This is a genomic window from Pseudomonas sp. PS1(2021) (genome assembly GCF_020405165.1).
In the GTDB taxonomy this organism is placed as follows: domain Bacteria; phylum Pseudomonadota; class Gammaproteobacteria; order Pseudomonadales; family Pseudomonadaceae; genus Pseudomonas; species Pseudomonas aeruginosa.
Genome location: NZ_CP084484.1, coordinates 6972741 through 6997024, shown reverse-complemented (window position 1 = coordinate 6997024; position 24284 = coordinate 6972741). Strand labels below are relative to the sequence as shown.

Annotated in this window: 20 protein-coding genes; 13 read left to right on the top strand and 7 right to left on the bottom strand. The window is 69.6% G+C overall.

The window, feature by feature from the left end:
* Positions 1 to 3: 3 nt before the first annotated feature.
* From LE197_RS33155 to LE197_RS33145, 3 genes are all read left to right on the top strand, one after another.
* Positions 4 to 2163 (top strand): peptidase domain-containing ABC transporter, encoded by a 2160-nt coding sequence (locus LE197_RS33155; protein ID WP_003105688.1) that lies wholly within the window; start codon positions 4 to 6, stop codon positions 2161 to 2163.
* Complete coding sequence (locus tag LE197_RS33150) at positions 2163 to 3578, top strand: TolC family protein (RefSeq protein WP_003113001.1); 1416 nt, start codon at positions 2163 to 2165, stop codon at positions 3576 to 3578. Before LE197_RS33155 ends, LE197_RS33150 begins: the two co-directional genes overlap by 1 nt.
* A gap of 95 nt (positions 3579 to 3673) precedes the next feature.
* Positions 3674 to 4564, top strand: coding sequence for a LysR family transcriptional regulator (locus LE197_RS33145; protein ID WP_003093500.1), 891 nt, complete (start codon positions 3674 to 3676; stop codon positions 4562 to 4564).
* Here LE197_RS33145 and LE197_RS33140 read toward each other — a convergent pair.
* Both LE197_RS33140 and LE197_RS33135 read right to left on the bottom strand, forming a co-directional pair.
* Entirely contained in the window at positions 4551 to 5162 is a 612-nt protein-coding gene (locus LE197_RS33140; protein ID WP_003104796.1) for a LysE family translocator, read from the bottom strand. The genes LE197_RS33145 and LE197_RS33140 overlap by 14 nt on opposite strands.
* Positions 5163 to 5366: 204 nt before the next feature.
* Positions 5367 to 7244, bottom strand: coding sequence for a sigma-54-dependent Fis family transcriptional regulator (locus LE197_RS33135; RefSeq protein WP_003104795.1), 1878 nt, complete (start codon positions 7242 to 7244; stop codon positions 5367 to 5369).
* Between the two features lie 331 nt (positions 7245 to 7575).
* Here LE197_RS33135 and LE197_RS33130 point away from each other — a divergent pair, with 331 nt between their 5' ends.
* From LE197_RS33130 to LE197_RS33105, 6 genes are read left to right on the top strand one after another with little or no spacing between them, the layout of a single operon-like run.
* Positions 7576 to 8376, top strand: a complete 801-nt coding sequence (locus LE197_RS33130) for an SDR family NAD(P)-dependent oxidoreductase (protein WP_003104791.1) — start codon at positions 7576 to 7578, stop codon at positions 8374 to 8376.
* Positions 8373 to 9413 (top strand): ATP-NAD kinase family protein, encoded by a 1041-nt coding sequence (locus LE197_RS33125; RefSeq protein WP_034009933.1) that lies wholly within the window; start codon positions 8373 to 8375, stop codon positions 9411 to 9413. Before LE197_RS33130 ends, LE197_RS33125 begins: the two co-directional genes overlap by 4 nt.
* A gap of 22 nt (positions 9414 to 9435) precedes the next feature.
* A complete protein-coding gene (locus LE197_RS33120) occupies positions 9436 to 10410 on the top strand; it encodes a thiamine pyrophosphate-dependent dehydrogenase E1 component subunit alpha (protein WP_003093507.1) in 975 nt (324 codons plus the stop codon).
* A 32-nt stretch (positions 10411 to 10442) separates the two neighbouring features.
* The gene (locus tag LE197_RS33115) at positions 10443 to 11462 is read left to right on the top strand and encodes an alpha-ketoacid dehydrogenase subunit beta (protein WP_003104786.1); all 1020 of its coding nucleotides are present in this window, start codon (positions 10443 to 10445) and stop codon (positions 11460 to 11462) included.
* The gene (locus LE197_RS33110; RefSeq protein ID WP_003093511.1) at positions 11459 to 12571 is read left to right on the top strand and encodes an acetoin dehydrogenase dihydrolipoyllysine-residue acetyltransferase subunit; all 1113 of its coding nucleotides are present in this window, start codon (positions 11459 to 11461) and stop codon (positions 12569 to 12571) included. Before LE197_RS33115 ends, LE197_RS33110 begins: the two co-directional genes overlap by 4 nt.
* A gap of 43 nt (positions 12572 to 12614) precedes the next feature.
* On the top strand, positions 12615 to 13676 hold the full coding sequence (locus LE197_RS33105; RefSeq protein WP_223681893.1) for a 2,3-butanediol dehydrogenase: 1062 nt from the start codon (positions 12615 to 12617) through the stop codon (positions 13674 to 13676).
* A gap of 83 nt (positions 13677 to 13759) precedes the next feature.
* Here the strand turns inward: LE197_RS33105 and LE197_RS33100 are convergent, their stop codons facing one another.
* The 3 genes from LE197_RS33100 to LE197_RS33090 all read right to left on the bottom strand — a co-directional run bounded on the left by LE197_RS33100 (position 13760) and on the right by LE197_RS33090 (position 18324).
* A complete protein-coding gene (locus LE197_RS33100) occupies positions 13760 to 14428 on the bottom strand; it encodes a TIGR04211 family SH3 domain-containing protein (RefSeq protein ID WP_003104779.1) in 669 nt (222 codons plus the stop codon).
* Positions 14429 to 14864: 436 nt separating this feature from the next.
* A complete protein-coding gene (locus LE197_RS33095; RefSeq protein ID WP_003104777.1) occupies positions 14865 to 16172 on the bottom strand; it encodes an NtaA/DmoA family FMN-dependent monooxygenase in 1308 nt (435 codons plus the stop codon).
* A 67-nt stretch (positions 16173 to 16239) separates the two neighbouring features.
* On the bottom strand, positions 16240 to 18324 hold the full coding sequence (locus LE197_RS33090; protein ID WP_003093526.1) for a TonB-dependent receptor: 2085 nt from the start codon (positions 18322 to 18324) through the stop codon (positions 16240 to 16242).
* 255 nt (positions 18325 to 18579) lie between these two features.
* Between LE197_RS33090 and LE197_RS33085 the strand changes: the two genes are divergently transcribed.
* Entirely contained in the window at positions 18580 to 19368 is a 789-nt protein-coding gene (locus LE197_RS33085) for an IclR family transcriptional regulator (RefSeq protein WP_073666442.1), read from the top strand.
* Between the two features lie 6 nt (positions 19369 to 19374).
* Here the strand turns inward: LE197_RS33085 and LE197_RS33080 are convergent, their stop codons facing one another.
* Positions 19375 to 20172 carry an ABC transporter ATP-binding protein gene (locus tag LE197_RS33080; RefSeq protein WP_003093530.1) on the bottom strand — a complete coding sequence of 266 codons (798 nt, stop codon included), beginning with the start codon at positions 20170 to 20172 and terminating at the stop codon, positions 19375 to 19377.
* Positions 20173 to 20297: 125 nt separating this feature from the next.
* Between LE197_RS33080 and fepB the strand changes: the two genes are divergently transcribed.
* The 3 genes from fepB to LE197_RS33065 are packed head-to-tail and all read left to right on the top strand — an operon-like array spanning position 20298 to position 23284.
* On the top strand, positions 20298 to 21203 hold the full coding sequence (fepB, locus tag LE197_RS33075; protein ID WP_003093531.1) for a Fe2+-enterobactin ABC transporter substrate-binding protein: 906 nt from the start codon (positions 20298 to 20300) through the stop codon (positions 21201 to 21203).
* Positions 21204 to 21233: 30 nt separating this feature from the next.
* Entirely contained in the window at positions 21234 to 22256 is a 1023-nt protein-coding gene (locus tag LE197_RS33070) for a FecCD family ABC transporter permease (protein ID WP_003112993.1), read from the top strand.
* Entirely contained in the window at positions 22253 to 23284 is a 1032-nt protein-coding gene (locus LE197_RS33065; protein ID WP_003112992.1) for a FecCD family ABC transporter permease, read from the top strand. The genes LE197_RS33070 and LE197_RS33065 overlap by 4 nt, the downstream gene beginning before the upstream one ends.
* Positions 23285 to 23294: 10 nt before the next feature.
* Here the strand turns inward: LE197_RS33065 and LE197_RS33060 are convergent, their stop codons facing one another.
* Positions 23295 to 24011 carry an SDR family oxidoreductase gene (locus LE197_RS33060; RefSeq protein ID WP_003101310.1) on the bottom strand — a complete coding sequence of 239 codons (717 nt, stop codon included), beginning with the start codon at positions 24009 to 24011 and terminating at the stop codon, positions 23295 to 23297.
* Positions 24012 to 24284: the final 273 nt, after the last annotated feature.

Below are 24284 nucleotides of genomic sequence, written 5' to 3'. Positions count from 1 at the left end.
CCCATGGCCTTTCTCGACGCTCTCGCCCTGCGCCTGGGCCGCCGCCTGCCGCTGGTGCTGCAGACCGAAGCCACCGAATGCGGCCTGGCCTGCCTGGCGATGATCGCCGGCTACCACGGCCACCATACCGGCCTGATGGAACTGCGCCGGCGCTTCTCCGTATCGCTCAAGGGCATCTCCCTCAAGCAACTGATCCAGACCGCCCACCGCCTCGGCCTGGGTACCCGCGCGGTGAAGCTCGACCTCGGCGACCTCGGCAAGCTCAAGCTGCCCTGCGTGCTGCACTGGAACTTCAACCACTTCGTCGTGCTCAAGGCGGTCGACGGGCGCGGCGCGGTGCTCCACGACCCCGCCCACGGCCAGCGCCGGCTGGGCCTGGAGGAAGTCTCGCGGAGCTTCACCGGGGTAGCCCTGGAACTCTGGCCGGAGAGCGGCTTCGAGAAACAGGAGGCGCCGCCGCGGATCAAGCTGCTGGGCATGCTCGGCAAGGTCACCGGGCTGTACCGCTCGCTGGCCCAGGTGCTGCTGCTCGCCGGCGCGCTGGAAGTGTTCTCGCTGATCAGTCCGTTCTTCCTGCAATGGACCATCGACAACGTCATCGTCAGCGAAGACCGTGACCTGCTCAGCACCCTGGCCATCGGCTTCGGCCTGTTGCTGCTGATGCAGCAGGCGGTCAGCGGGGTGCGCGCCTGGGTGATGATGCACATGAGCACCCTGCTCGGCGTGCAGTGGCAGGCCAACGTCTTCAGCCACCTGCTGCGGCTGCCCGCGCAGTATTTCGAGAAGCGCCACCTGGGCGACGTGGTGTCGCGCTTCGGCGCGGTGAACAGCATCCAGCAGACCCTCACCGCGGCCTTCCTCTCGGCGGTGCTGGACGGCCTGATGACCGTCGCCACCCTCGGCATGATGCTGCTCTACAGTCCGCCACTGGCGGCCATCGCCATCGCCGCCATGAGCCTCTACGCCCTCGGCCGCTGGATCTGGTACCGGCCGTTGCGCAACGCCACCGAGGAGCAGATCGTCCACGCCGCGCGCCAGCAGAGCCACTTCCTCGAGACGGTGCGCGGCATCCGCCCGTTGAAGCTGTTCCAGCGCCAGGACGAGCGCCGCTCGGTATGGCTCGGCCTGCTGGTGGAACAGATCAACGCCGGCCTGCGTACGCAGAAGCTGCAACTGTTCTACCAGCAGCTCAACGGCCTGCTGTTCGGCGTGGAGAACCTGCTGGTGATCTGGCTCGGCGCGACCATGGTGATGGACGGCCAGTTCAGCGTCGGCATCCTGATGGCCTTCAACGCTTACAAGTCGCAGTTCGACAGCCGCGTCGGCAGCCTGATCGACAAGTTCTTCGAGCTGCGCATGCTCCAGTTGCAGGGCGAGCGCCTGGCCGACATCGTGCTCCAGGCCCCGGAGGTCAGCCACGGCGACATCCTCCCGGAGAACCTTCGCGAGCGCGAGGCGAGCATCGAGATCCAGGGCCTGCGCTACCGCTACGCGGAACAGGAGCCCTGGGTCCTCGACGGCCTCGACCTGCGCATCGCCGGCGGCGAGTCGGTGGCCATCGTCGGCCCCTCGGGCTGCGGCAAGAGCACCCTGTTCAACGTCCTGCTGGGCATCCTCCCGCCAGTGGAGGGACAGATCCGCATGGCCGGCCTGGACCTTGCGCAACTGGGCCTGGACGGCCTGCGCGAACTGGTCGGCACGGTGCTGCAGGACGACGTGCTGTTCGCCGGTTCGCTCAGCGACAACATCAGTTTCTTCGACCCGCAACCGGACATGCCCTGGCTGCTGCAGTGCGCGCAGATGGCTGCCATCCACGATGACATCCAGGCCATGCCGATGGGCTACAACACCCTGGTCGGCGACATGGGCACGGTGCTCTCCGGCGGCCAGAAGCAGCGGGTGATGCTGGCCCGGGCGCTGTACAAGAAGCCGCGCATCCTGTTCCTCGACGAAGCCACCAGCCACCTCGACGTACACTGCGAACAGCGGGTCAACGCCGCCATTCGAGCGCTGCGCATCACCCGCATCATGGTCGCCCATCGGCCCGAGACCATCGCCTCGGCGGACCGCGTGATAGTCCTCGGCCAGGGCAAGGTAAGCCTCGACGAAAGCACCGCGCGCCTGGCCGAACGCCAGGCCGCCGCGGCGCGGGAGCAGGCCTGATGCGTGCCCTCGCCGGCCTGTTGTGCGGCCTGCTCGGCCTGGTTCCCGGCGCCGCCGCCTACGAGCCGGACGTGTTCGGCACCACCGGCCAGGTCGCCGGCCAGGCGGTCTACGACCTCGGCGGCAGCGGTTTGCCCTGCCGCGGCGGGCCGCCACCGACCGAGCTGAGCCTGGAGGAAGCCATCGAGCGGATCCTCTGCCACGACCCGCAGACCCGCCTCGCCTGGGCCAATGCCAAGGCCCAGGCGGCCCAGGTCGGGATCGGCAAGTCCGCCTACCTGCCGCGCCTGGACGGCCGTCTCGACGCCAGTCGCGGCTACAGCGACATGGATTATCGCGATGCCCCCTACCTCTCCGGCGACGGCCATCGCCACCGGCGCGGCGCCAGCCTCCAATTGAGCTGGGTGCTGTTCGACTTCGGCCGCCGCAGCGCCGCCCTGCGCAACGCCCAGCAGTTGCTGCTGGCGGCCAACGCCAGCCAGGACGCGACCCTGCAGAACACCTTCGCCCTCGCCGCCCAGGCCTACTACGACGCCCTCGCCGCCCAGCGCAGCCTGGCCGCCTCGCGGCAGGTCGCGGAGCTGGCGGCGCAGAACCTGGAAGCCGCCGACGCCAAGTACCGGGCCGGCGCCGCCGCCCTTTCCGATCGCCTGCAGGCGCAGACCGCGCTGTCCCAGGCGAGCCTCGCCCAGGTCCGCGACGAAGGCGCCCTGAGCAACGCCCTCGGCGTCATCGCCCTGCGCATGGGCCTGGCGCCGGATACCCCGCTGCGCCTCTCCGGCGAGCTGGAGGCGCAACCCGACACCGGCTTCGTCAAGGCCATCGACGAGATGCTCGCCGAAGCCCGCCGCGAGCATCCGGCGCTGCTCGCCGCCCAGGCGCGGCTGAAAGCCGCCGCCGCCTCGGTGGAGGAAAGCCGCGCCGCCGGCCGGCCGAGCCTGGCGCTGAGCGCCAACCTGGCACGCAGCCATAGCGACCAGGCGATGGCGTTCAACGGCGATACCCGCGAACGCGACCGCAGCATCGGCCTGCAACTGAACATCCCGTTGTTCGAAGGCTTCGAACGCACCTACCAGGTCCGCAACGCCCTGGCCCGCCGCGAAGCCAGCGAAGCGGAGCTGGCCGACACCGAGCAGCAGGTTTCGCTGGAGGTGTGGAACAACTACCAGTCGCTCAGCGTCGAGACCCGCAGCCTGGCGCGCACCCGCGAACTGGTCGAACAGTCGCGGCAAAGCCTGGAGGTGGTGCAGGGCCGCTACCGCTCAGGGGTCGGCAGCATGATCGAGCTGCTCAACGCCCTGACCGCCTACGCCAGCGCCGAGGACCAGCACATCCGCGCCCTCGGCAACTGGCAGACCTCGCGCCTGCGACTGGCGGCGAGCCTCGGTCGCCTGGGCTTCTGGAGCCTGCGCTGAAAAGCCCGGGAAGCGCCGCCGCTCTCTACCTCTCGCGCTTGTCCGGCTGGCCGCCATCGCGCAGGATGCACCCAGCCCCTGCGACGAGAGACCGCATGATCGACGACATCCGCTACCTGATCGTATTCGCCAAGATCGCCGAGACCGGCTCCGTCTCCGGCGGCGCCGAGGCGCTGGGCCTGAGCGCCGCGACCGCCAGCCTGCACCTGTCCAGGCTGGAACGGAACCTGGGCCGTGCACTGCTCTACCGCAATAGCCGCAAGCTGTCGCTGACCCAGGACGGCACGCAGTTGCTGGACACCGCCCGCTCCATGCTGGAACTCTACGAGAAGGGCTTCATCGAGTTCCGCCAGCGCGCCGTCTCGACCCGCAACAGCCTGCGCATCTCGATGCCCGCGGTGTTCGTCAACGGCGACTTCACCCGTCACCTGGCAGCCTTCATCGAGGAGCATCCCGACCTCGACCTCGGCATCGCCTGCGACGACAGCCGCCACGACATCATCGGCGACGGCATCGACATCGCCTTCCGCATCGGCGACCTGCCGGACAGCTCGCTGAAGGCCCGTCACCTGTTCCTGCTGCCGCGCCAGGTAGTGGCGGCACCGGCATTCCTGGCCCGGCACGCGCCGCTGGAACACCCGCGCGACCTGCAGCGGCTGGAATGGATCGGGCTCGGCATGCGCCCCGACAGCCGGCTATTCCGTCATGCGCGGGACGACGAGGAGGTACGCGTCGACTACACCCCGCGGGTGCGCGTCGACAGCGTCGAAGCCTCCTGCCGCCTGGCCCGCCTCGGCGTCGGCCTGGCCGCGCCGCCGACCTACCTGAGCGACGAGCCGATCCGCCGCGGCGAGTTGCGCGCGGTGCTGCCGGAATGGCGCCTGGAGCCGTTGAAGGTGTATGCGGTGTGGCCGCCCAACGTACCCGCCAGCAGCATCGCCTATACCCTCATCAATCGCCTCTACGAGGCCTTCAATCCGGGCTAGCGGCGAGCTGCAGGTAGAGCATGTAGCCAGCGGTCAGCACCAGGGTGCCGCCCATCGCCCGATTGAACAGGCGCACCCGCCGGGGGCTGTCGAGCAGCAGCGCCACGCGGTCACCGAGCAGTGCCCAGGCGGCCAGCGAGAGGTAGCAGACCACCAGGTAGATGGCCATGAAGACCAGCAGCGGCGCGTGCGTGCTCGGGCTGGCGAACAAGGCCACGCCGGAAGCGCAGGCGATCCAGGCCTTGGGATTGAGCCATTGCAGGAGCACGCCCTGGAAGAACCCGGGGACCCCGTTTTCCTCCAGGGCCAGGCGTGGATCCGCGGTGGCGATGCGGTAGCCCACATGAGCGATGAACGCCGCGCCGGCCATCCCCAGGTAGTCGAAGAAGCGCGGGTAGGCCTCGATCGCGCGGACGAACCAGAAGCCGACGAAGGCCAGCAGCAGGACGAAGCCGAGGGTGGCGCCGGTGACGAACGGCAGGGTCCGGCGGAAACCATGGTTGGCGCCGGAAGCGACGATGGTCAGGTTCACCGGACCGGGGGAAATCGACAGGCTCAGGGAGAACGCGCCCATGGCGAGCAGCAGGGCTAGCGGCATGGGTCGAACTCCCCGGTCGGATTGCGGGCTGGCTGGTGCGGGGCGGGCATGGGTTTCCTCCGTAGGCTCCTGGCGGGGCGCGACCGAACGGGTTGCGCCGCTGCCCGGAACGCTACAGGGAAAGCCCACCGGCATTAACGGGGCAAGGCTCAAGGCTGGTTTTGATTTTCCGCGCTTGACGACTGCGCCGGCCGCCGGCGCACCTCAGTCGTCCGCCTGGCCCGGCATGCGGATGCCATGCCGGCGCACCCGCCGATACAGGGTCGCTCGCGAGATACCCAGTTCCCGCGCCGCGGCCATGGGTTTCCAGCGATGCCGCACGAGGGCGTCGAGCAGGGCGTCGCGCTCCGGACCGCCGCCGCTCTCGCACGCACTGGCCGGTGTCCGGCCTTCGCCACGCAGCTCTGCCGGAAGGTCGGCGAGTTGCAGGGTGGCGCCGCCGCACAGCGCGCAGGCGTAGCGCAACACATGCCGCAACTGGCGGACATTGCCCGGCCAGCGATAGCCGAGCAGGCATTCCAGGGCTGCCTCGCCGAGTTCGATGCGTACGCCGCAGTGCGCGGTTTCCTCGTCGAGGATGCGCCGGATCAGCGCCAGCCGGTCGCTGCGTTCGCGTAGCGGCGGCAGTTCGAAGCGGGCGCCGCCGAGGCGGAAGTAGAGATCCTCGCGGAAGCCGCCGGCCGCCACCAGCGCCGCCAGGTCGCGGTGGGTGGCGCAGATCACCTGGATATCCACAGCCTGCCGGCGCGCAGCCCCCAGCGGCGCCACCTCGCCCTCGGCCAGCACGCGCAGCAGGCGGGTCTGCAGGCCCAGCGGCATGTCACCGATCTCGTCGAGGAACAGGGTACCGCCATCGGCCTGCTGCAGCAGGCCGCGCATCCCTTTCGCCGCCGCGCCGGTAAAGGCTCCGCCAACGTAGCCGAACAGCTCGCTCTCGATCAGGCTTTCGGGAATCGCCGCGCAGTTGAGCGCGACGAAGGGTTTGTCGCGACGGGCGCTGGCCTGGTGCAGCTGGCGGGCGAAAACCTCCTTGCCGGCGCCGGTCTCGCCCTGGATCAGCACCGGCAGGTTGCGGTCCTTGACCCGCACCGCCAGGCGCAGGCTTTCGGCGATGCGCGGGTCGAGCGCAGCGTCGTCGGGCACCTCGCGCTCCAGCCGCCGCGCCTTGGCCCGCGGCGCGCTGAGACGCACGTGCAGCTCGCCGGCCTGGCCGCGCAGCAGGCACGGCGCCTGGTCGGCGGCGGCGTGCAGGGCGTCGAGGTCGAACACCTCGCCGATGTGGCTCGGCACCTGCCCCAGGCGCTGCCGCAGGTAGTGCCGCGCCGCCGGGTTCAACGCCAGCAGGCGCCCATCGGCGTCCCAGGCGAACAGGTAGTCCGGCTGGCTGTCGACGTAGCCCGGCGCACGGTGCGCGCGCAGCACCCAATGGCCCTGGGCGCTGTGCATGAAGAAGGCGTTTTCGATCTCCCGCGCGCTCTGCGCCACCATCTGCCGGATCAGATGCTGGCTGCGGCGGTCGTCCGGCGATTGCACGGCGGAAACGTCGAGCACACCGAGCAACTCGCCCTGCGGATCGAAGACCGGCGCCGCGGAACAGGTCAGGTCGATGAAGGCGGCGCGGAAGTGATCGCGCTTGTGCACCGTCACCGCAGTCCTGTCGGTGAGTACGGCGGCCACCCCGCAGGTGCCCTCCTCGCCTTCCGACCAGCAGGTGCCGAGGTACAGCCCGGCCTTGCGGCAGTCGTTGCGGATGGTCGACTCGACACGGTAGTCGATGGTCCGCCCCTGGGCATCGGTGAGCAGTACGCAGTAGTCGGCATCGCGCACCCGTCCATGCAGTCGCGCCACCTCTTCGCTGGCGATGCGCAGGAACAGTTCGGAACGCTCGCGACATTCGTCGAGGAGGGTCTGCGAGAGAATCCGCGGCCCTTGCAGGGACCCCGGGTCGAGACGGTGCTGCTCCATGGAGCGGCGCCAGGAGTCGAGGATCGGCGTCGGCACCGGCGCCTGCGGCAGGCGCGCGGCGTTCCTCAGGACACGGCTGACACAGTCCACATGGTCCTTCGAGTGTGCGGAAAGCATGGGGCCTCCGTTGCTCGGCATCTTGTTGTTGTGCCGCCCATTAAGCGCCCATCGGCGACCCTCGACAAGCGCCGGGCCGCCACAGCCGACGACTGAGACGGAGCGTCTCAGCGTCTCGCCGGGAACCCGTGCGCGATGACATGGGTTGTCTCGCCGGACGTCGCCCCGGCGGTCGCCGGCCTTCCCATGCCGGCGCTCTACGACGGGCCTTCCGGCCGCCACGCCGCAACCTGGCATCGGCCTTGCTCCAGCCACGGCGACGGCAGGGCGGACTGTCCGCTCCTCCCAACGCCCTGCCGCATACACCTACAAGAACAATCAGAGGTGAAGCATGCACGCTACGTCGTCCGACGATTTCTCCCTGTCTTCCCGGGTCGCGCTGGTGACCGGCGCCGGACGCGGCATCGGCCGGGGCATCGCCCTCGCCCTGGCGCGCGCCGGCGCCGACGTGGCGGTGGCCGACCTCGATCCGCAGGTCGCCGAGGAAACCGCCGCCGCGATCCGCAGCCTCGGTCGCCGCAGCCTGGCCCTTGGGGTCGACGTCAGCGACGGCGACAGCGTCCGGGCGATGGTCGAGCGGGTCGCCACGGAGTTCGGCCGGCTCGACGTGGCGGTGAACAATGCCGGGGTGATCAGCATCCGCAAGGTCGCCGAACTCAGCCTCGCCGACTGGGACCGGGTGATGAACGTCAACGCCCGCGGCGTGTTCCTCTGCTGCCAGGCCGAACTGCCGCTGATGCAGGCGCAGCGCTGGGGGCGGATCGTCAACCTGTCATCGATCGCCGGCAAGGTCGGTCTCCCCGACCTCGCCCACTACTGTGCCTCGAAGTTTGCCGTGATCGGTTTCAGCAATGCCCTGGCCAAGGAGGTCGCGCGCGACGGGGTGACGGTCAACGCGCTCTGCCCGGGAATCGTCGGCACCGGAATGTGGCGCGGCGAGGACGGCTTGTCGGGCCGCTGGCGGCAGGCCGGCGAAAGCGAGGCGCAGTCCTGGGAACGCCACCAGGCCAGCCTGCTGCCCCAGGGCGAGGCGCAGACCGTCGAAGACATGGGCCAGCTCGTCGTCTACCTGGCCTGCGCGCCGCACGTCACCGGCCAGGCCATCGCCGTCGACGGCGGATTCTCGCTATGACCCCGCCCTCGCCGATCGTCGGCATCATCGCCAACCCGGCCTCCGGTCGCGACCTGCGTCGCCTCACCGCCCATGCCGGGCTGCACTCCAGCACCGACAAGGCATCGGTGGTGCAACGCCTGCTCGCCGCCTTCGGCGCCACCGGCATCCGCCATGCGTTGCTGCCGCCGGACATGACCGGCATCGCCGCCGCCGTGCTCCGGGCCAGCCAGACCCGCCAGGCCCGCGACGGCCACTGGCCGTTCCTGGAGTTCCTCGACATGCCGCTGCGCCAGAGCGTCGAGGATACCCGCCTGGCGGCGCGGCGCATGGTCGAGCGCGGCGTGGCGCTGATCGCCGTGCTCGGCGGCGACGGCACGCACAAGGCAGTGGCCGCCGAGGTCGGCGACGTCCCCCTGCTGGCGCTGTCCACCGGGACCAACAACGCCTTCCCGGAGCTGCGCGAAGCCACCGGCGCGGGGCTCGCCGGCGGCCTCTGCGCCAGCAACCGGGTGCCGCCGGAGATCGGCCTGCGACGCAACAAGCGCCTGCTGGTGCGCGAGCCGCGCCGCGGGTTCTGCGAGTGGGCGCTGGTGGACGTCGCGGTGTCGCCGCAGCCGTTCATCGGCGCCCGCGCCATCAGTCGCGCCGAAGACCTCGCCGAAGTCTTCGTCAGCTTCGCCGAACCCCACGCCATCGGCCTTTCGGCGCTTTGCGGACTGTGGTCGCCGGTGAGCCGCGAGGAGCCCCACGGCGCCTGGATGCGCCTGCATCCGGACGCCCGCGAGAGCCTGCTGGTGCCGCTGGCGCCGGGCCTGCTGGTGGGCTGCGGGGTCTCTGCCGCCGGCTACCTGCAACCCGGCGTGGCCCACGCACCGAGCCTGTCCAGCGGGACCCTGGCGCTGGACGGAGAGCGCGAGATCGAGTTCAGCGCCACCGACCGCCCGAGCATCACCCTCGACCCTTCCGGCCCGTTCAGCGTCGATGTGCCGGCCACCCTCGCCTACGCCGCCCGCCATCGCCTGCTGGCCGGCCAGCGAACCCCGATGACCCCGTGAAGACAACCTGGAGAACAACAAGATGTCCACTCTGAGCACCGACCAACTGCTCCATGCCTACCGCGTGATGCGCACCATCCGCGCCTTCGAGGAACGCCTGCACGTCGAGTTCGCCACGGGCGAGATACCCGGCTTCGTCCACCTCTACGCCGGCGAGGAAGCCTCCGCCGCCGGCGTGATGGCGCACCTGCGCGACGACGACTGCATCGCCTCCACCCATCGCGGCCACGGCCACTGCATCGCCAAGGGCGTAGACGTGCACGGCATGATGGCGGAAATCTATGGCAAGAAGACCGGGGTCTGCCAGGGCAAGGGCGGCTCCATGCATATCGCCGACCTGGAGAAAGGCATGCTCGGCGCCAACGGAATCGTCGGCGCCGGCGCGCCGCTGGCCGCCGGCGCCGCGCTGGCGGCCAAGCTGAAAGGCAGCGATGCGGTGGCGGTGGCCTTCTTCGGCGATGGCGGCTCCAACGAAGGCGCGGTGTTCGAGGCGATGAACCTGGCCGCGGTGTGGAACCTGCCGTGCCTGTTCGTCGCCGAGAACAACGGCTATGCCGAGGCCACCGCGGCCAACTGGTCGGTGGCCTGCGACCACATCGCCGACCGCGCCGCCGGTTTCGGCATGCCCGGGGTGACCGTCGACGGCTTCGACTTCTTCGCCGTCCACGAGGCTGCCGGCGCCGCCATCGAGCGCGCCCGCGCCGGCGAGGGGCCGTCGCTGATCGAAGTCAAGCTGACCCGCTACTACGGACACTTCGAGGGCGACGCACAGACCTACCGCGATCCCGACGAAGTAAAGCACTACCGGGAAACCCGCGACTGCCTCAAGCAGTTCCGCGAACGCACCTGCCACGCCGGCCTGCTCTCCGCCAGCGACCTGGACGCCATCGACGCCGAGGTCGAGGCGCGCATCGAGGATGCCGTGCAGCGCGCGAAGAACGATCCCAAGCCGGAGCCGGACGACCTGCTGCGCGACGTCTACGTGTCCTATCCCTGAGCCGCCCGAAAACAAGAACGAGGAGAACCATCATGGCGAGAAAGATCAGCTACCAGCAGGCCATCAACGAGGCGCTGGCCCAGGAAATGCGCCGCGACCCGAGCGTCTTCATCATGGGCGAAGACAATGCCGGCGGCGCCGGCGCGCCCGGCGAGGACGACGCCTGGGGCGGCGTGCTGGGGGTCACCAAGGGCCTCTACCACCAGTTCCCCGGCCGTGTGCTGGATACCCCGTTGTCAGAGATCGGCTATGTCGGCGCCGCGGTCGGCGCCGCCACCCGCGGCATGCGCCCGGTGTGCGAACTGATGTTCGTCGACTTCGCCGGTTGCTGCCTGGACCAGATCCTCAACCAGGCCGCCAAGTTCCGCTACATGTTCGGCGGCAAGGCGGTCACCCCGCTGGTGATCCGTACCATGGTCGGCGCCGGCCTGCGCGCCGCCGCCCAGCATTCGCAGATGCTCACTTCGCTATGGACCCACATCCCCGGCCTCAAGGTGGTCTGCCCGTCGTCGCCCTACGACGCCAAGGGCCTGCTGGTCCAGGCGATCCGCGACAACGACCCGGTGATCTTCTGCGAGCACAAGCTGCTCTATTCGATGCAGGGCGAGGTACCCGAGGAGCTGTACAGCGTACCCTTCGGCGAGGCGAACTTCCTCCGCGACGGCGACGACGTCACCCTGGTGACCTACGGCCGCATGGTCCACCTGGCGCTGGACGCCGCCGCCAGCCTGGCGCGCCAGGGCATCTCCTGCGAAGTACTGGACCTGCGCAGCACCAGCCCGCTGGACGAGGACAGCATTCTCGAAAGCGTGGAAAAGACCGGCCGCCTGGTAGTGGTCGACGAAGCCAACCCACGCTGCTCGATGGCCACCGACATCGCCGCGCTGGTCGCCGAACGGGCCTTCTCCGCGCTGCGCGCGCCGATCCGCCGGGTCACCGCGCCCCATACGCCGGTGCCTTTCTCCGACGCCCTGGAAGACCTCTACATCCCCGACGCGGCGAAGATCGAGGCAGCCGTGCGCCAGGCCCTGGAAGGGAGGGACGCGGCATGAGCCGGATCCATACACTGACCATGCCCAAGTGGGGCCTGTCGATGACCGAGGGTCGGGTGGACGCCTGGCTCAAGGAAGAGGGCGCGCATATCGAGAAAGGCGACGAGGTGCTCGACGTGGAGACCGACAAGATCTCCAGCAGCGTCGAGGCGCCCTTCTCGGGCGTGCTGCGGCGCAAGGTGGCGCGCGAGGACGAGACCCTGGCGGTCGGCGCGCTGCTCGGCGTGGTGGTCGAGGGCGAGGCGAGCGACGAGGAGATCGACGCACTGGTGCAACGCTTCCAGGCCGAATTCGTACCCGCCGACGAGGACGCTGGGGATAGCGGACCGGCACCGCGGAAAGTCGAGCTGGACGGGCGCCTCCTGCGCTATTTCGACCGCGGCGAGGGCGATCCGGCGCTACTGCTGATCCACGGTTTCGGTGGCGACCTGAACAACTGGTTGTTCAACCACGAGGCGCTGGCCGCCGAGCGGCGGGTGATCGCTCTAGACCTGCCGGGCCACGGCGAGTCCGGCAAGGCCCTGGTGCGCGGCGACCTCGATGAACTCAGCGGCAGCGTGCTGGCCCTGCTCGACCACCTCGACCTGGAACAGGTACACCTGGCCGGTCACTCCATGGGGGGAGCGGTGGCGCTGAACTGCGCGCGCCTGGCGCCGCAGCGGGTGCTGTCGCTGAGCCTGATCGGCAGCGCCGGCCTCGGCGAGGAGATCAACGGCGACTACCTGCGCGGCTTCGTCGAGGCGGCCAACCGCAACGCGTTGAAGCCGCAACTGGTGCAGTTGTTCTCCGACCCCGCGCTGGTCACCCGGCAGATGCTCGAGGACATGCTCCGCTACAAGCGCCTGGAAGGCGTCGATGCGGCCCTGCGCCAGTTGCTGGACAACCTGTTCGCCGACGGTCGCCAGCGCAACGACCTGCGTGCCGTGGCGAGCGAGGGCCGCCAGCCGGTCCTGGCGATCTGGGGCAGCGATGACGCGATCATCCCGGCGCGGCATGCCGAGGGCCTGCCAGCCCAGGTGGAGATCATTCCCGGACAGGCGCACATGGTGCAGATGGAAGCCGCCGAGCAGGTCAACCGCCTGCTGCTCGACTTCCTCCGCCAGCATTGAGGAGACGACCGACATGAACAGTTCCCCGCAAGCCAACGCGGCGATGCGCGCCGCCGTCTGGCACGGCCGCCACGATATCCGCGTGGAAGACGTGCCGCTCCCGGCCGAGCCGCCGCCCGGCTGGGTGCAGATCCGCGTGCACTGGTGCGGCATCTGCGGCTCCGACCTGCACGAATACCTGGCCGGCCCGGTATTCATCCCCGTGGAGGCGCCGCACCCGCTCACCGGCCTCAAGGATCGGTGCATCCTCGGCCACGAGTTCAGCGGCGAAATCGTCCGCCTCGGCAACGGCGTGACCGGCTTCGCCCTCGGCCAGGCGGTCGCCGCAGACGCCTGCCAGCATTGCGGCACCTGCTACTACTGCCGGCATGGGCTGTACAACATCTGCGAGAACCTGGCCTTCACCGGGCTGATGAACAACGGCGCCTTCGCCGAATACGTCAACGTACCGGCCAACCTGCTCTACGCCCTGCCGGCCGGATTTCCCAGCGAGGCCGGCGCGCTGATCGAGCCGCTGGCGGTGGGCATGCACGCGGTGAAGAAGGCCGGCAGCCTGCTCGGGCAGAACGTGGTGGTGGTCGGCGCCGGCACCATCGGCCTGTGCACCATCATGTGCGCGCGCGCCGCCGGCGCGGCACAGGTGATCGCCCTGGAGATGTCCTCGGCGCGCAAGGCCAAGGCCCTGGAGGTCGGCGCCAGCCAGGTGCTCGACCCCTCGCGGTGCGACGCCCTAGGCGAAATCCGCGCCCTCACCGGCGGGCTTGGCGCCGACGTCAGCTTCGAATGCATCGGCAACAAGCACACCGCCAAGCTGGCCATCGATGCCATCCGCAAGGCCGGCAAATGCGTGCTTGTGGGAATCTTCGAGGAGCCCAGTGAATTCAATTTCTTCGAGCTGGTTTCCACCGAGAAGCAGTTGCTCGGGGCCCTCGCCTACAACGGCGAGTTCGCCGACGTGATCGCCTTCATAGCCGACGGCCGCCTCGACATCGCACCGCTGGTGACCGGTCGCATCGGCCTGGAAGAAATCGTCGAGCGCGGTTTCGAAGAGTTGGTGAACAACAAGGAGCACAACGTGAAGATCATCGTCTCGCCGGGCGGCTGACGCTTCAGCCCTTGTCGCGCTTGCGACACAGCCCCGCGGCCGGCGGGGCTTGCTTTACGAAACGCAGAGACGCGGGCGGAGGCTCAGAACCACTTGTCGTTGCGCTTGCGCCGCACCCTCAGCAGCGACGGCAGGATCAGCCCGGCGAACAGGCCGGCGCCGGCGATGCTGCCGCCGTAGACCATGTAGCGCATCAGCACCTGCTTGTTCTCGTCGCCCAGTTGCGCCTGCACCGCACGCAGGTCGGAGCGGGCCTTGCCGAGCTCGGCGTCCAGGTTGCTGCGCGCCGCCTGCAATTCGTCGATCAACTTCTTGCGCGTGTCGAGGGTTTCCTGCATGCCCTGCACGCGGGTCTTCCAGGTGTCGTTGATGCCGTCCAGCTCGGCGGTCAGGGCGGCCACCTTCTGTTCCAGTTGCGGCAGGCGCTCGGCCTGGCCGGGAACCTCCTGCAAGTCGCGGCTGGGAATCCACACGGTGCTGCCGTTCTCGCCGCGCACCTGGCTGTAGTTGCCCTGGGTGCCAAGCAGCTCGACCTTCTGCCCGGAGGTGAGGGTGCCGACGATGCGATAGCCATCGGTGGGGCCGCTGCGCACGAAAGTGGTCAGGCTGTCGCTCACCCAGCGCGCGTTGCCGGTCGCCTCCTCGGCCTGCGCCGGGGCGCCGGCCGCCAGCAGGCCGCCGAGCAGGCAGGCTCCGATGACGCGGTTCTGGAACGGGGAAAGAGCGGCGGGGATGCGACGGGATAGGGACATGGCAATCTTCACATGGCGAGAGAACGAAACCCGCAAAGGGGAGCGAAAAAGCCGGCCAGTCGAATTGTTATGGACAAGCGCGCGACCGGGGCGGGGCTACCGCATGGCCAAGGGCCATGCGCCCGGCCCGGTTGGGCCGACGGCTGACAGACAGCGCTCGGGGCGATTGAGTTCACTCGTTTCCGCAGGAATGGATGGATGGTTGTAACAGCAGAATGCCAGGCCTGCCGACGGCCAGCGCTGCCCAGGCTGCGACCTGTCCGGATGATCCCCGGGGTACGACGGTATCTACGCCAAGGCAGAGGCTCCCTCGCCTGTACCACGCCCCACCGGTCGGATGGCGTGCTGCGATACAGCGGGCCCGTCAGGCGGCCAACCGCAGGCGGTCACTCGCTCGCCATCGCCGCCAGGACGCGGCCGTCGCCGGCCCTTTCCATCATTCCTCTGCCAGGTGCCCGGCGAAGGTAGTGGCGCTGTAGCGCTCGCGGAACAGCCCCTTTTCCACCAGGCGCGGCACCACCTGTTCGAGGAACAGCCGCAGCGAGCCGACCGAGCCTCCCGGCGCGGCGATGAAACCGTCCATGGCGCCGGCGGCGGCCCAGTCGACGATCTGCTCGACGGCATCGTCCACCGTACCGATGACCTGCCAGTGCGCCGCGGAAACCACCTCGGGGCGCAGCAGCAACTGGTCCAGGCGTAACGTCTCGCGCTCGATCAGGCGCCGCAGCAGGTCGGTGTGGGTGCGGCTGCCGGGGTTGGCCACCGGCGGCGGCAGGTCGGCCGCGGAAATCGGCCGGTCCAGCGGCCAGTCGCTGAGGTCGAGGCCGAGCATCTGCCTGATCGTGGCGAACTTGCGCGCGCGGTCCAGGCGCGCGTGGGTCTGCATGAAGATTTCCCGCGCCTCCTCGCGGCTCTCCGCCAGGTACAGGCTGAAGCCCGGCAGCAGGCGCACGTCGCGCGGCGAGCGACCGTGGCGTTCGGCGCGGCGGGAAAGGTCGCGGCGCAGTTCCAGGGCAGCCTCCTTGTCCGGGGTCGGCGCGAACACCAGGTCGGCCACCGAGGCGGCGAAGTCGCGCCCGCTCTCGGAGGCGCCGGCCTGCACCAGGGGAATCCGCGCCTCGCCGAAGGCCGGCAGGTTGAGCGGTCCCTTGACCTTGAGGAATTCGCCGTCGTGGTCGACCGGGTGCACCCGGGAAACGTCGGCGTAGCGGCCGCTCTCGCGGTCGACCAGGAGTGCCTCGCGGGGGAAGCTGTCCCACAGGTCGTGCACCAGCCGGGTGAACTCGGCGGCGCGCGCGTAGCGCTGCTCCGCATCGGGCATCGCGTCCAGGCCGAAGTTCTCGTGGCCCTGCAGCGCGGTGACGATGTTCCAGCCGGCGCGGCCGTTGCTGATCCAGTGCAGCGATTGCAGCTGCCGGGCCACCACGTAGGGCGGATAGAACGTGGTGGAGACCGTCGACACCAGGCCGATCCGCGAGGTTTCGCGGGCGACCGCGGCAAGCAGTACGGTGGGATCCAGGCTGGCGAAGCCGGAGCCGGTCTCCAGCACGTCCAGTGGCAGGCTGCTGACGTCCGGGCGAAACACGAAGTCGAGGTGGGCGGCTTCGGAGCGCCTGGCGATGTCGACGGCGAAATCGCTGCCGAAGATGCCTTCGATATTGCTGTCGGGGCGCCGCCAGGCATCGCCGCTGAGCCAGGTGGGGGCCAGCGACATGCCGATGTGCAGGCGTTTCGGGGTACTCATCGTGCCAATCTCCTGTATGGGCTCTGGGGCTGGGCCGGCCCTGCGCGGGGCCGGCTTCTCGGGGCGCCTAGAAGGTGCCCTTGATGCCGATGCCGAGGGTCCGCGGCTGCGTCATGCTCGCCTCGATGCCGCCGATCCCCCGGTTTTCCTGCATGTAGGTGGGCGAGCGGTCGTCGAACACGTTCTTCACGTAGCCATAGAGCTGCACCTGGTCGTTGAAGCGGTAGCTGGCGCGGGCGTCGGTGAGGGTGTAGGCCTTGATCGAGTAGGCCTTGGTGTTGGCGGTGTCCGAGTAGTAGCCGTCCAGGTAGCGCACCTGGGCGTTCAGGTTGAGGCGCTCGGTGACATCCCAGCTCGGTCCGAAGCTGAGGGTATAGCCCGGCGAGCGGGCGAACTCGTTGTGCTCGTAGCCGGTATTGCCGGACATCTCGTCGATCCGGGTGCGTAGCACGCCGGCGCTGGCCTTCAGCCGCAGGTCGTCGCGCAGGCGATAGTCGAGGTCCAGCTCCATGCCGTAGGCGTGGGCCTTCTCGGCGTTGATGGTGTACGACTGCGCCACCCCCGGCGAAACCACCACCGGGATGTTGTACTGGGCGTCCTTGAAATCCATGAAGAACAGGTTGCCGTTCAGCAGCAGGCGGCCGTCGAGCAGGCTGGCGCGGGTGAACAGTTCGTAGTTCCAGATGGTTTCTTCCTTGAAGTAGGCCCAGTTGCGGGTGGTCAGGTTGAGCGACACGCCGCCGGGGTTGTAGCCGCGGCTGACCAGGCCGCCGACGGTCCAGTCCGGGGTCGCGGCGAAGGCCAGGGAGACTTTCGGCAGGAAGGCCGAGAAGGTCTTCTGGTAGTCCAGCGGACGCGGCGCCAGCACCGAGTTGCCGCTGCGCTCGATGCGATCCTCCTGGTAGCGCAGGCCGGTGGTCAGGGTCCAGCGGTCGCTCAGGCGGTAGTTCAGCTCGCCGAACACACCGAGGTTCTTCTTCGTGTCGTCGAAGGCCGACAGCCCGCGCAGGTGCAGTGTCTCGTCGGTGCGGGTGCGGGCGTAGTAGACCCCGCCCATGCCGCTGATCCGGTCCTCCTGCTCGCCGAAGCTGATCCGCGATTCGTTGGAGGCGTTCTTCTGGCGGATATCGGCGTCGCCCTCGCCGCCCGCGCCGGTGGTGCGGTGCACCGAGGACAGCGAGTACTGCGCCTGGTTGAACAGGCGGATGCCGTTGTCGAGGTCATAGGCGACGTCAAGGATGCTGGTGTTGGTGTCCTGCTCCCAGCTGGGCATGGTGGTCGAGCGATGGTCGAGCTTGTCGAACGGGCGGGTCGCCGCTTCCTGGGTCGGGCGGTTGCTGTCGTTGTGGGAGAAGGTGAACTTGCTCTCCAGGCCCGGAATTCCGCTGGGCAGCCAGAGCAGCTTGGCGCGCGCGTTGAGGGCGCGGAAGTCCTGGTCGGTGCCGCTGTCCTGGAACTTCGGGTTGTCGTAGTCGATGAAGGTGTCGCGGCCCGCGTAGTCCACCGCCAGGCGCCCGGCGAAGTCCTGCGCCAGCGGGCCGGACACTGCGATCGAGCTGCGCCGCGAATGGTAGCTGCCGATCTCCGCCTGGTAGGCAGCCTCGGGGCTGAAGGTCGGGTCCTTGGTGTTGACGATGATCGCCCCGGCGATGGCGTTGGCGCCCTGGGAGGTGGTCTGCGGGCCGCGGAACACCTCGATGCTGTCGACGTCCCAGACCGAGGTCGCGCCGAAGAACATCTCGTTGTAGTTCAGGTAGTGGCCATCGAGGTTGATCGTCGCCCGCGGCACTGTGCCGCCCCAGAACACGTTCTGCCCGTTGTTCGGGCCCTGGGTGTCCTGGCCGCGGATGATCGGCGCGCCCACCGAGTCGGTGTAGACCACGTTGGGACTGCCATTGATCACCTCGGCGACCGAGGCGTTGCCGGTCTGCTTGCGGTCGATGTCGCGGGCGCTGGTGAGCGATACCGAGGACGCCGTGTCCTTCAGCGAGCGTTCACGTTTCTCGCCGGTCACGACCAGCGCCTCGAGGGCGGCGGGTTCGTCCTCGGCGGGCGGGTTTTCCCGGGCCAGTGCCGATGGCGAGGCGAGCAGGGTGGACAGCGTGACGACGCCGATTCCCCGGTTGAGCGTGCGGTGCGTGCGGGCGTTCAAGGATCTTCTCCAAATGGGAATGACTCTCTTTTCCATTCAGGCTATCACGCCGCCAGATAATTCCTCAATGGGGAATACATTCCTCATTGCGAAATATGAAATCTCCTACGCCCGTCCCTTCCGCGGCGCCCCACCGCCCCGGGGAATCGGTATCATGGGCGCCGCCCGCGCCACCGCAGCGCGGACCGAAGCCTATGGATCAACCGTGGTGAGGAGACCGAGCCGTTGAATACTTCGCAGCCCCCGGCGGACGAGATGCCGGACGCCCCGGGCGAAAAGCGCTCCGGCACCATCCAGTCGGTGTCCATCGCCGCGCGCTTCCTGAAGACCCTGGCCAACGCCGAAGGCGAACTGGCCCTCGGCGAAGTGGCCCGGCGCACCGGCACCGGCGGCTCCACCGCGCACCGCTACCTGCAGAGCCTGGTGAAGGAAGGCCTGGCCCGCCAGGACCCGCTCAGCGGTCTCTACGACCTCGGGCCGGCGGCGCTGAGCATCGGCATAGGCGCGCTGAAGCGGATCGACGCGGTGGATATCGCCGCCCGCCACATGAAGGCCCTGGCCCGACGGCATGCCGCCAGCGGCGGGGTGGCGATCTGGACCGAGCGCGGCCCGACCCTGGTGCGCTGGTACCGCAGCGCCTATTTCTCGATCAACCCGCTGGCCCTGGGCGATATCCTGCCCATCGACAATACCGCTTGCGGCCTGGTGTTCCAGGCCTTCCTGCCGAAGGCCGTGGTCGACGCCGCGCGCAAGCAGCAACCGGCGCACTTCCGCGGCAGCCCGCCGAGCCGCGCGCTGCTCGACGAGGTGCGTGAGCGCTGCTGGGCCGAACTGACCAGCCACCTGCTGTCGAATGTCACCGGCCAGGCGGCGCCGGTGTTCGACGCCCAGCAGGAGATCGTCTGCGCGATGACCACGGTGACCGATCTCGGCCAGTTGCAGTCGGCGGAAGACCGCGACGCGCTGTTCCACGAGGCGCTGCAGGTCAACCAGTCCACCGGCGGCCTGGTCCTCCATCCCGGCATGCGGCCGCCGCCGCGCTGAGCCACCTCAGCCCGGCGCGTCGGCGGCGATCCCGCGCGGCACCAGCAGCGGCGTGCCGCTGACCGGGTCGGCGATGATCAACGAGCGCAAGCCGAACACCTCCTCCACCAGACGCTCGGTGAAGATATGCGCCGGCGCGCCCTCGGCGAGGATCGCGCCGTCACGCATGGCGATCAGGTGCGAGGCATAGCGGCAGGCCTGGTTGAGGTCGTGCAGCACGGCGACGATGGTGCGCCCCTGGCGATTCAGCTCGGCGAGCAGTTCGAGCAATTCGATCTGGTGGACGATATCCAGGTAGGTGGTCGGCTCGTCGAGCAGCAGCAACGGGGTTTCCTGCGCCAGCACCATGGCGATCCACACGCGTTGCCGCTGGCCGCCGGAGAGCGCGTCGAGCGGTCGCTCGGCCAGGCCGTCGACCCGCGTGGCGCGTAGCGCCGCCGCTACCGCGCGCTCATCCGCCGGCGACCACTGGCGCAGGAACGACTGGTGCGGATAGCGTCCGCGCGCCACCAGCTCGGCCACCGTGATGCCATCCGGCGCCAGCGCGCTCTGCGGCAGCAGGCCGAGACGCCGCGCCACTTCCCGCCCCGGCAGGCTGTGGATATCCCTGCCATCCAGCACCACCCGGCCCTCGGCCGGCGCCAACAGACGCGACAATGCCGCCAGCAGGGTCGACTTGCCGCAGGCGTTGGGCCCGACGATCACACTGAACGAACCCTCGGGGATGGCCAGCGAGAGATTCCGCGAAACGGTCCGCGCGTCGCGACGCAAGGTCACGGCGTCCGCGTGCAGGCGATGGGTCATGGGAGGTTCCTGGATGAGATGGCTCGAATATGTGGAATCGATTCTACATTATGGAATAGACTGCATGAGAAGCATTATCATATGAATCCGTCCGCCCGGCTTCCCCTACAGCGAAAACAGCCTTCATGCCGACCCGCCGCCGCTCCGCCCTGCCATTACTCGCCCTCGCCCTGAGCCTGTTCGCCACCCTCGCCGCGGCCGGGGAGCCGAAGCCGGCGCGGATCGTCTCCACCACCCCGAGCGTCACCGGCATCCTGCTGGCGATGGACGCGCCGCTGGTGGCCAGCGCCGCCACCACGCCAAGTCGCCTGACCGACGCCAAGGGCTTCTTCTCGCAATGGGCGAAGGTCGCCGACCAGCGTGGCGTCGAGGTGCTCTACCGCAACCTGCGCTTCGACATCGAAGCGGTGATCGCCCAGGATCCGGACCTGCTGGTCGCCTCCGCCACCGGCGCCGACAGCGCCGCGCCATACCGTGCGGAGCTGGAGGCGCAGGGCGTACCGACGCTGGTGGTCGACTACTCGAAACACAGCTGGCAGGAACTGGCTACCGAGCTGGGCCGGCACACCGGCCTGGAACGCCAGGCGCAGGCCGCCATCCAGCGCTTCGACGCCTACACCGCCGAAGTCGCCGCGGCCATCGCGCCGCCGCAGGGCCCGGTCAGTGTGGTCGGCTACAACATCGCCGGCAGCTATTCCATCGGCCGCCAGGCCAGCCCCCAGGCACGCCTGCTCGAAGCCCTCGGCTTCCAGGTGGCGGAACTACCGGAGGCGCTGGCGGGCAAGGTGACGCGCGCCTCGGACTTCCAGTTCATCTCGCGGGAAAACCTGCCCGCCGCCATCGCCGGCGACAGCGTGTTCCTGCTCGGCGCCAGCGACGACGACGTGCAGGCGTTCCTCGCCGACCCGGTGCTGGCCAACCTGTCGGCGGTGCGCGAAAAGCGCGTGTACGCTCTGGGCCCCAGTTCCTTCCGCATCGACTACTACTCGGGGCGGCAGATGATCGACAACGTCGCCCGCCATTTCCGCTGAGCCATGCGCCCGTTCGCAGGAAGTCCGCTTATGCAAGCGTCCCCGATGCGCCGCCGGCGCCTGCGCGCCTGGGGCCTGCTCGCCGGCGCGCTGCTGCTCGCGCTGGCGGCCCTGGCCAGCCTGGCGCTGGGCTCGCGGCCGGTGCCCCTGGCGGTCACCCTGGATGCCCTGCAAGCCGTCGATCCGCACGATGATCGCCACCTGGTGGTACGCGAACTGCGCCTGCCGCGCACCCTGGTGGCGCTGCTGGCCGGTGCGGCACTGGGAGTGGCCGGCGCGCTGATGCAGGCGCTGACGCGCAATCCGCTGGCCGAACCCGGCCTGCTGGGAATCAACGCCGGCGCGGCGCTGGCGGTGATCGTCGGGGTCGCGCTGTTCGACCTGGCGAGCATGGGCCAGTACCTCGGTTGCGCCTTCCTCGGCGCCGGCCTGGCCGGCATCGCCGTATTCCTTCTCGGCCAGGCCCGCGAGACCGGCACCAACCCGGTGCGCCTGGTGCTGGCGGGTGCCGGCTTGTCGGTGATGCTCGCCTCGCTGACCGGGATCATCGTGCTGAACGCCCCGCCGGAAGTCTTCGACCGCTTCCGCCACTGGGCCGCCGGCTCGCTTTCCGGCAGCGGCTTCGCCCTGCTCGGATGGCCGGGCCTGGCCATCGGCGCCGGGCTGGCCGCCGCCTTCGCCCTCGCCGCCAGGCTCAATGCCCTGGCCCTGGGCCAGGAGATTGGCCAGGCGCTCGGCGTCGACCTGCGCCTGACCTGGTTGCTCGCCTGCCTGGCGGTGATGCTGCTGGCCGGCGCGGCGACCGCCCTGGCCGGGCCGATCGCCTTCGTCGGCCTGGTCGCCCCGCACCTCGCGCGACTGCTGGCCGGACCGGACCAGCGCTGGATCCTGCCTTTCTCGGCGCTGATCGCCGCCGGCCTGCTGCTCGGCGCCGACATCCTCGGGCGGCTGCTGGCGGCGCCGACGGAGATCGCCGCCGGAATCGTCGCTTTGCTGCTCGGCGGACCGGCCTTCATCGTCCTGGTCAGGCGCTTCCGCCTGAGCCGCCTGTGAACGGTCTCCACGCCCTGCGCCAGGGTTCCCTGTCGCTGCGTTGGCGGCCACGGGCGGCGCTGGCCTGCCTGGTCCTCGCGGGGATCGGGCTGGCGCTGGCGGCGGCCCTGCTGGGGACCGGCAGCCTGGCGCTGGGCCCGGCAGAGGTGTTCGCCAGCCTACTCGGCCAGGGCCAGGACCCCACCGCCCAGCGCATCGTCCAGCGCGTGCGCCTGCCACGGGTGCTCACCGCCTGCCTGGTCGGCGCCGCGCTGGGCATGGCCGGGGCGATCTTCCAGTCGATCTCGCGCAATCCGCTGGGCTCGCCCGACGTCATCGGTTTCACCACCGGCGCCGCCAGCGGCGCCATCGTGCAGATCATCCTGTTCGATGCCGGCCCGCTGGCCACCTCGCTGGCGGCGCTGGCCGCCGGCCTCTGCACGGCGCTGGCGGTGGTGCTGCTGGCGCGCCGGGGCGCCACCGCCGGCGGCTACCGCCTGGTGCTGGTGGGCATCGGTGTCGGCGCCAGCCTGTCGGGCCTGAACAGCCTGCTGCTGGTCACCGGCAACCTCGACCAGGCGATGTACGCCCAGCTCTGGCTGGCCGGCTCGCTGAACACCCGGACCTGGTCGCACGTCGTCCCGGCAGCGCTGGGCCTGCTCGCCAGCGTGCCGCTGGCGCTGTACCACGGTCGTCGCCTGGAAGTGCTGGAGCTGGGCGATGCCAGCGCCGCCCAGCTCGGCGTGGCGGTGGAGCGCGTGCGCTTGCAGATGGTCCTGGTCGCCGTCGGCATGACCGCCATCGCCACCGCCGCGGCCGGCCCCATCGCCTTCATCGCCCTGGCCGGCCCGCAACTGGCCCGGCGCCTGACCCGCTCGGCCGGGGTGCCGTTGCTGTCCGGCGCATTGATGGGCGCGGTCCTGCTGCTGGCCGCCGACCTGCTCGGCCAGCGCCTGGCATACGTCGCCAACCTGCCGATCGGCCTGATGACCGGCCTGCTCGGCGGTTTCTACCTGCTCTGGCTACTGCTGCGCAGCCGCCGGATCTGAAGCCCCGGCCTCAACGACCGCCCAGGCTGCCGCCGCCGTCGACACCGATCACCTGGCCGGTGACGAACGAAGCGCCCTCGCTGAGCAGGAACTCGATCAGCGCGGCCACTTCGTCCGGCCGCCCGAGCCGCTGCATGGGGATGGTCGAGAGAATCCGCCGTTCCTCCTCGCCGCCGACCGGGCGGGTCTGGCGGAACAGCTCGGTCTCGATCGGCCCGGGCGCCACCGCGTTGACCGTGATGCCCAGCGGCGCCAGCTCCAGCGCCCAGGTGCGAGTCACCCCGACCAGCGCGCTCTTCGCCGCGGCGTAGGCGGTGCGTTCGCGGGCGCCGTGGATCGCCCGGCTGCACAGGTTGACGATGCGGCCCGCCGGCGAACGCTTGAGCCCCGGCAGGCAGGCCTGGGCAAGCTGCACGGCGACCCGCACGTTGAGGTCGAAGACCTGTTGCAGAGCGGCCAGGTCGAGGTTCTCCAGGCTTTGCGGCAAGGCGATCCCGGCGTTGTTGACCAAGGCATCCACGGCGCTTTCCGAGAGCAATCCGCGCAGCGTCTCGGCGGTTTGCGCAGGATCGGCCAGGTCGCAGCACAGCAGACGTCCAGGAAAGTCGTCGCTCGCATGGCGGGCGATGCCCACTACACTCCAGCCGGAGGCCGCCAAGCGCCTGGCCAGGGCCAGGCCGATGCCACGGGTGGCGCCGGTGACCAGCGCGGTACGATGATTCGTCATGACGATTCCCCTGTGTGAAATGGTCCCCCCGACGCCGCACCTTACGCCTCGCCGGCGGCCGGCGACAGCCCGCGGACTTTCTCCGACGCCGCGCTTCGGCGGCAACCCCAGACACTGGCCAGGACCTGCGAGGCCGTTGCCGCGCCCCGCCAGGGAAGCCGCGAGCGCCGGCCAGGATGTACACTGCATCCCCTGTATCGACCCGGCCGCCTCGCGGCCCCCGTCGCAGCAAGCAGAGAACAAGAGGAACGATGATGAGCGTCGCTAACGGTC

What these genes read in the sequence shown, in the direction of transcription:
- LE197_RS33060 (WP_003101310.1), bottom strand. Translation starts at nt 24,011, where the DNA reads ATGACGAATCATCGTACCGCGCTGGTCACCGGCGCCACCCGTGGCATC.
- LE197_RS33130 (WP_003104791.1), top strand. Translation starts at nt 7,576, where the DNA reads ATGCACGCTACGTCGTCCGACGATTTCTCCCTGTCTTCCCGGGTCGCG.
- LE197_RS33145 (WP_003093500.1), top strand. Translation starts at nt 3,674, where the DNA reads ATGATCGACGACATCCGCTACCTGATCGTATTCGCCAAGATCGCCGAG.
- LE197_RS33155 (WP_003105688.1), top strand. Translation starts at nt 4, where the DNA reads ATGGCCTTTCTCGACGCTCTCGCCCTGCGCCTGGGCCGCCGCCTGCCG.
- LE197_RS33115 (WP_003104786.1), top strand. Translation starts at nt 10,443, where the DNA reads ATGGCGAGAAAGATCAGCTACCAGCAGGCCATCAACGAGGCGCTGGCC.
- LE197_RS33080 (WP_003093530.1), bottom strand. Translation starts at nt 20,172, where the DNA reads ATGACCCATCGCCTGCACGCGGACGCCGTGACCTTGCGTCGCGACGCG.
- LE197_RS33095 (WP_003104777.1), bottom strand. Translation starts at nt 16,172, where the DNA reads ATGAGTACCCCGAAACGCCTGCACATCGGCATGTCGCTGGCCCCCACC.
- fepB (WP_003093531.1), top strand. Translation starts at nt 20,298, where the DNA reads ATGCCGACCCGCCGCCGCTCCGCCCTGCCATTACTCGCCCTCGCCCTG.
- LE197_RS33110 (WP_003093511.1), top strand. Translation starts at nt 11,459, where the DNA reads ATGAGCCGGATCCATACACTGACCATGCCCAAGTGGGGCCTGTCGATG.
- LE197_RS33100 (WP_003104779.1), bottom strand. Translation starts at nt 14,428, where the DNA reads ATGTCCCTATCCCGTCGCATCCCCGCCGCTCTTTCCCCGTTCCAGAAC.
- LE197_RS33120 (WP_003093507.1), top strand. Translation starts at nt 9,436, where the DNA reads ATGTCCACTCTGAGCACCGACCAACTGCTCCATGCCTACCGCGTGATG.
- LE197_RS33070 (WP_003112993.1), top strand. Translation starts at nt 21,234, where the DNA reads ATGCAAGCGTCCCCGATGCGCCGCCGGCGCCTGCGCGCCTGGGGCCTG.
- LE197_RS33135 (WP_003104795.1), bottom strand. Translation starts at nt 7,244, where the DNA reads ATGCTTTCCGCACACTCGAAGGACCATGTGGACTGTGTCAGCCGTGTC.
- LE197_RS33085 (WP_073666442.1), top strand. Translation starts at nt 18,580, where the DNA reads ATGCCGGACGCCCCGGGCGAAAAGCGCTCCGGCACCATCCAGTCGGTG.
- LE197_RS33105 (WP_223681893.1), top strand. Translation starts at nt 12,615, where the DNA reads ATGCGCGCCGCCGTCTGGCACGGCCGCCACGATATCCGCGTGGAAGAC.
- LE197_RS33140 (WP_003104796.1), bottom strand. Translation starts at nt 5,162, where the DNA reads ATGCCGCTAGCCCTGCTGCTCGCCATGGGCGCGTTCTCCCTGAGCCTG.
- LE197_RS33125 (WP_034009933.1), top strand. Translation starts at nt 8,373, where the DNA reads ATGACCCCGCCCTCGCCGATCGTCGGCATCATCGCCAACCCGGCCTCC.
- LE197_RS33150 (WP_003113001.1), top strand. Translation starts at nt 2,163, where the DNA reads ATGCGTGCCCTCGCCGGCCTGTTGTGCGGCCTGCTCGGCCTGGTTCCC.